Annotated in this window: 6 protein-coding genes; 3 read left to right on the top strand and 3 right to left on the bottom strand. The window is 54.9% G+C overall.

Annotation, left to right across the window (positions count from 1 at the left end; all coding sequences use genetic code 11):
- Positions 1–836: 836 nt before the first annotated feature.
- The gene (locus QNK41_RS12460) at positions 837–1,481 is read left to right on the top strand and encodes a site-2 protease family protein (RefSeq protein ID WP_319257343.1); all 645 of its coding nucleotides are present in this window, start codon (positions 837–839) and stop codon (positions 1,479–1,481) included.
- A 218-nt stretch (positions 1,482–1,699) separates the two neighbouring features.
- On the opposite strand, the gene QNK41_RS12455 is transcribed toward QNK41_RS12460, so the two are convergent.
- The 3 genes from QNK41_RS12455 to QNK41_RS12445 form a co-directional block, all read right to left on the bottom strand.
- Positions 1,700–3,007 carry a sensor histidine kinase gene (locus tag QNK41_RS12455; protein ID WP_319257341.1) on the bottom strand — a complete coding sequence of 436 codons (1,308 nt, stop codon included), beginning with the start codon at positions 3,005–3,007 and terminating at the stop codon, positions 1,700–1,702.
- Positions 2,988–3,695 carry a response regulator transcription factor gene (locus QNK41_RS12450; RefSeq protein ID WP_319257339.1) on the bottom strand — a complete coding sequence of 236 codons (708 nt, stop codon included), beginning with the start codon at positions 3,693–3,695 and terminating at the stop codon, positions 2,988–2,990. Before QNK41_RS12450 ends, QNK41_RS12455 begins: the two co-directional genes overlap by 20 nt.
- A gap of 199 nt (positions 3,696–3,894) precedes the next feature.
- Positions 3,895–4,353 carry a Spy/CpxP family protein refolding chaperone gene (locus tag QNK41_RS12445; RefSeq protein ID WP_319257337.1) on the bottom strand — a complete coding sequence of 153 codons (459 nt, stop codon included), beginning with the start codon at positions 4,351–4,353 and terminating at the stop codon, positions 3,895–3,897.
- A gap of 188 nt (positions 4,354–4,541) precedes the next feature.
- Here QNK41_RS12445 and QNK41_RS12440 point away from each other — a divergent pair, with 188 nt between their 5' ends.
- Together QNK41_RS12440 and QNK41_RS23055 are read left to right on the top strand one after the other, a co-directional pair.
- On the top strand, positions 4,542–5,141 hold the full coding sequence (locus QNK41_RS12440) for a GDSL-type esterase/lipase family protein (protein ID WP_319257335.1): 600 nt from the start codon (positions 4,542–4,544) through the stop codon (positions 5,139–5,141).
- Between the two features lie 302 nt (positions 5,142–5,443).
- The coding region (locus QNK41_RS23055; protein WP_413815120.1) for a DUF1304 family protein at positions 5,444–5,571 on the top strand (128 nt) is incomplete at its 3' end.

Raw genomic sequence — 5,571 nt, 5'->3', positions numbered from 1 at the left:
CTCCCAAAGGTTTGCTCAAAAATAGCGTCGTATACTTTGGGCGTGGAAATAGGAGATGCTGCTCGTAACAAGGCAAGCATTCGAACCTGTTGTTGCGGTGAAAAAACGTGTTAACAATAGTAGAACATATTTCAAAAATAGTCTAAGTGCCCATGGCGGCGTTGTTCAACGACTCAAAATGCTCACATACTACCTGTATGCTATGTTTTTCGACGTTGCATGCCTGTCCCTGAACCCTGATCCTTACTTTTGAGATACGTTATAGCCGTAAATCCAGTATAACTATTCGAATATAATATTAAACCCTCTGCCCTGCGTGGTGCGGAGAGGGTTTTCCGTAAGAAAATATATCAAATTTTCAGTTCTCTCGCTAACGCAGCCAAAAGTGACGTGGAAAGCGTTCGCTATCGCGGTTCAATGAAACATAAACCTTATTTTAAACAGGATCGATTTTTAATTAGTTTGAACCAAGTATTTATACATTAAATTATACCACATTGTGGCACGTGTCAATAGTTCCGTGAACAAAAGAAATCCTTAAAAAGTGGGATCGTGTCTTCTCAGAATTTTACGGTACAGGCATACGATTTATTAGATTGCATGGGTCTCTTTAATTAGCCCCATCGTTGCATAAAAATATTTGAAAAATCAGCTAAACTATTGGAAACATATTTGATATAGTCAAGTTGCTATCATTTTCTGGATGTCACGAAGGGTGAAGTCCAAGAATGTCACCGTTTTTCTCATTATTTTTACCTTTCAGGAAAAGTCTTTCAAAAAAACAGCCCGAGATGATATATGGCTGTTTCAATGGAATGACCCAACCGGTGGACCTCTTGACGAAGGGACCCAAGATCGTGGATATCGGATTGATCCTGCTTAAAGTGCTGGCGCTGTTCATGGCCCTGACCTTTCACGAGTTTGCCCATGGCTGGGTGGCCAGGCGGCTGGGCGACCATACCGCCGAATCCCAGGGGCGCTTGACCCTGAACCCGAAGGATCACATCGACCCCTTCGGCACGGTTCTGCTGCCGGCCATGCTGATCCTCATGAAGTCGCCGGTGGTCTTCGGCTGGGCCAAACCGGTGCCCATCGATCCGCGCAACTTCAAGGACCCCAGGCGCGGCATGATGTGGTCGGCCTTGGCCGGTCCGATGATCAACCTCTTTCTGGCCGCTGTCCTGGCCGTCGTCTTCAAGGCCATGCTCATGGCCGGTATCCACATCCGGGGTCTGCTGCTGTTTCTGATTGTCGCCATCCAGCTCAATGTCTTTCTGGCAATCTTCAACCTGATCCCCATTCCGCCGCTGGACGGCGGCCGGGTGATGGTGGGGCTCCTGCCGCCCAGGCAGGCCATGGCCTATAGCCGGATCGAGCCTTACGGGTTCATGATCGTCATCGCCTTGATGTATTTTAATGTATTAGACCGGTTTGTCTTCTACCCCATCCAGATGATCCTGCGGTTTTTGGGAATCGGATAATAGGCGAACCCCGCACCGGCGATTAAACGCGTATCGACGGCATGTTTCTCCGCTTGGTTGGCAACAACCCTCACCGTAATGATGAAAATCGATTTCCAGTCCGCTCACAGACCCCGCCGTACCGGGTCTCGGTACCTCTGCTTCGCTACGACATGCGACGGGGAATGCGCCGGGTATCACGGTTCAAAAACTGGGGAAGGCGGACCCGTCCTGATGGTTCACCGCAGCAAAAGGCCCACCGTCACCCGTGTGCCTTCACCCGGCGTGCTGACCAGATCGATGCTGCCGCCGTGGGCATCGACAATGGCCTTGCACAGGCTCAGCCCCAGTCCATATCCGCCGGTCTTGCGTGAACGGGAAATGTCCGGCCGGTAAAACGGTTCGAACAGATGGGGCAGCGCCGCGGCGGGAATCCCCTCGCCCCGATCTTCGACGACGATTTCAAGGCGATCCTGCCTATGGGCCATTGATATCGAAACCGCCGGCCCGTCATCAGGGGTGTGTTTCAATGCATTGTCCAAAAGATTGCGCAAGACGCTTCTCATCTTCTCCGGGTCGGCGTTGACCGGTACATCCACCAGCGGGCCGGGTTCGACACCCGGCCGGCGATCCTTGAATTCCGGTATCAGCGACCGGATCAGGTCGCCCATGCTGACGCTTTTCAGGCTCAGTGCGGCAGCCGTGTGCCTCAGGCGAGCCGATTCGAGGAGCGTGGCCACCATGGCCTCCATCTCCGCCAGGTCGCTGCGCAGGGATTCCCGGGCGTCCGCATCTTCAAGAAACTCGAGCTGCACCTTCAAGCGGGTGATGGGAGAACGCAATTCATGGCTGACGTCCAGCAGCAGTTGTTCCTTGCTGTGAAGCAGACGGTTAAGCCGCTCGGCCATGGCGTTGAAGGCCTCGGCCAGATCTCGCAGTTCGCCGTGGCCGGCTTCGGGGATGCGGTGGGACAGCCTGCCGGCACCCACCTCATCCACGCCGGCCTTGAGGGCGTGCAGAGGTTTGAGTATTCTGCGGATGTAGAAGTAGGCTAACCCGAGAATCGCGCCCATGGCGACTGCCATGGCGGTGAGTATCCAGATGGCCTCATCGCTGTGATGCGGGTCTCGGGTGGCGATAAAGATCAGCTCGCCGCCCGCGTGGGAGAGACGAATGAAGTGGTGCCCTTTGGAACTGCCCATCTGCATTCCGGAAGCGTCCTGGTGAATCCAGGCCCTGCCAAAGTTAAAGAACCGCGGCAGTGGGCCGGTCTGCCAGGAATGCTCGGGATGGTCGAAGCGGATCACCATGCCGGTGCGCCGGGCGATCTCCTGTGCCCGATGTTCGTCCGGCGGGTCTCCCAGGTCTTCCACCAGGTATTCGGTGTAGAATAATAGATTTCTCTTGAAGTCATTTTCCGTGTGCAAGCGAATAATCATGAAACCGGCGATCACCGTGAAGGTGATGGCCAGGCCGGCGGCCAGGGTGGCGAGCAGCAGCCGGGTGAAGACGGAGCCAAACAGCCGTTTAACGCGACGGGGTTTCATCCACCGCCTCCCGGGCCACGAAAGTATATCCGGTTCCCCACACTGTTTTGATATATTGCGGGCGTCTGGGATCGTCACCCAGCTTCTGGCGAAGCCGGCTCATGGTTATGTCGACCACACGATTGAAGCACTCGCTGTCGATACCGCGAAGGGCCTGCATGATCTCATCCCTGTCCAGCACTTTTCCGGCGTGCCGTACCAGCAGATCCAGCGCGGCGAACTCGCTGGTGGTCAGGTCGACCTCTTGATCCGCCAACCAGACCTTCCGGCGGTGAAAATCGATGGTCAATGGCCCGAAGCGCCGGCGGCGGTCCGAGCCGGTGTTCTGAACCCGGCGCAGCACCGCCTGCATGCGGGCCACCAGTTCGCGGGGCTCGAAAGGTTTGGGCAGGTAATCGTCGGCCCCCAGTTCCAGCCCAACCACCTTGTCCATCACATCCCCTCTCGCGGTGAGCATGATGATCGGCACAGCACTGGTTTCCCGGATGCGCTTGCAGACGTCGAAACCGGTCATGCCGGGCAGCATGACATCTAAAATGATCAGGTCCGGCAATACGGTTCTGCATTTGACAAGGCCTTCATGGGCATCGACCGCCGAATAGACCTCGAAGCCATAGTCCTTCAGGAATCGTTTAAGCAGCCGATTGAGTTTTTCATCGTCGTCGATGACCAGAATTGTCCAGGACATGCCAATCCCCTACGGCAGGTATTCGAGAACGCAACGCGGCGCAATGGCCGCCTCATCGTCTGGTATCAGCTTTTTACGCCAAAGAAAAGCCGTCTCTCCCGGGATCTCCTCCGGATACAGCCTTTCAGCATATTTTACCCGGCCGCGGGCCATCGATGCGGAAGCCAATGCACCAAAGACCCGCAACCGGCAAGCCGGATCAGCGCCAACCGAATCGACAACCGCCGGACGAACGGTCTTCGATGTGTGCGGCGATCTTCTCCCGCTGCTCCGGCCTCAGCGTCCCGTGAAAAGCGATCAGCCGTTCCGCTGCAAAATCGGCCATCTCTCTCACACGAGTCAACTTGTCGTCGATCAGCCCATCGACCACATCCCTGCCGACGGTATCCTGACGAATAAGGTCAGCTATCTCCTGGCGCCGGCTTGCATGGTCCGCATGCATGCCTTTAGCCTTCTCAGCAATCTCTCCGGCAATCTGCTCCAGGTCTGCCTTCTGGGATTCCGTCAGGTCCAACCGGGATGCGATGCGGGTGGTAACCGCTGCCAGGTCGAACTCGTCGAAGCCGCCGGGACGGTGCCCGTGTTTGCAGGCGGCCACACCGCCGATGAGAAAGAGAGTTGAAAGGGTGATGACAATCATGATGGTTGTTTTCTTCATTGCTGCCTCCTTTGGCTTGATAGCCCCGGTTTACGGATGACATCGCAGTCATCGGTTGAATAGAATCTAACGCCATGCTTGAAAAAGAGCATTGCAAAGGCGTATCACTTTGTAACAAAGTGTAGCCGGATTGGTGTTGTAACTATTTCCACCTGTTAATCCGCAACCGGAAGTCAAAGGAGGTGTTTATGAAAAGCATGGTCTGTATCGGCGACAGCCTGACCGAAGGCACGGACATCCCCACCGGCCACACGTGGCCGGCACTGGTGGCTAACGCCCTAAACATCGATGTAATCAACTGCGGGATCGGCGGGGACACGACAACAGGGATGCTGTCACGCTTCTATCCGGAGGTGGTGGTTACCAAGCCAGCATTCGTCTTCATCATGGGCGGGACAAACGATTTGTGGTGGAATTGGGAAGTCAACACGATTCTCGGCAATCTTTTCTCCATGATCGTCCAGGCCCGACACCACGGCATGGCGCCGGTCATCGGCCTTCCCTTACCGGTCAACGTCACCGCTGCACGGGCAAACGATTTTTCTCCACCTCAGGGGGGGTATGATCGGTTTACCGAGAAAATGGAGGCGATGGTAAAAGACCTGATCCACCACGCAACCGAGAGCGAGGTCGCCGTCGTCGACCTGCACCATCCTTTTTTCGAAGAAAACCGGCGGATTCGGACCGACCTTTTATTACCCGACGGGTTGCACCCCAACAGGGCCGGTCACCGGACAATTGCCAAGGCAATAACCTCAGTCTTCAGGCAGGATCTGAATTTCCCGTGAGTAGCCCCCAACGTTGCAAAAGCTGGAGGGCTTCAGAGCCCCCGCAAGCGGGATTTCCGCTTCGCTCCAACAAGGCGTCAAGGGTGAAGCTGTAATCGGCTACCGCGATCCCTTGACAACACGGGATCTGAAGTCCTCCAGCTTTCCTGAAAGGTAAAAAAATGAGAAAAACCCTGACATTCTTGGACTTCACCATACGTGACATCCAGAAAATGATAGCAACTTGACTATATCAATTATGTTACCAATAGTTTAGCTAACTTTTCAAATATTCTTATGCAACATTGGGGTAAGGAGAGCTTGTGTCCACCATTGCCAATATCGTTGTCGGCCTCATCGCACTCGTTCACGTTTACATCCTCGTGCTTGAAATGTTCCTTTGGGACAAACCGGCCGGACTCCGCGCTTTCGGCCAGACACAGGAAGCCGC

Origin of the sequence: Desulfosarcina sp. (assembly GCF_033791525.1) — a bacterium.
Taxonomy (GTDB): domain Bacteria; phylum Desulfobacterota; class Desulfobacteria; order Desulfobacterales; family Desulfosarcinaceae; genus Desulfosarcina.
The sequence above is the reverse complement of the archived record's forward strand: the minus strand, read 5'-3'. Positions and strand labels throughout refer to the sequence as shown.

Excerpts from the sequence above, each read along its gene's own strand:
- QNK41_RS12455 (WP_319257341.1), bottom strand. The coding sequence starts at position 3,007 with ATGAAACCCCGTCGCGTTAAACGGCTGTTTGGCTCCGTCTTCACCCGG.
- QNK41_RS12445 (WP_319257337.1), bottom strand. The coding sequence starts at position 4,353 with ATGAAGAAAACAACCATCATGATTGTCATCACCCTTTCAACTCTCTTT.
- QNK41_RS12450 (WP_319257339.1), bottom strand. The coding sequence starts at position 3,695 with ATGTCCTGGACAATTCTGGTCATCGACGACGATGAAAAACTCAATCGG.
- QNK41_RS12440 (WP_319257335.1), top strand. The coding sequence starts at position 4,542 with ATGAAAAGCATGGTCTGTATCGGCGACAGCCTGACCGAAGGCACGGAC.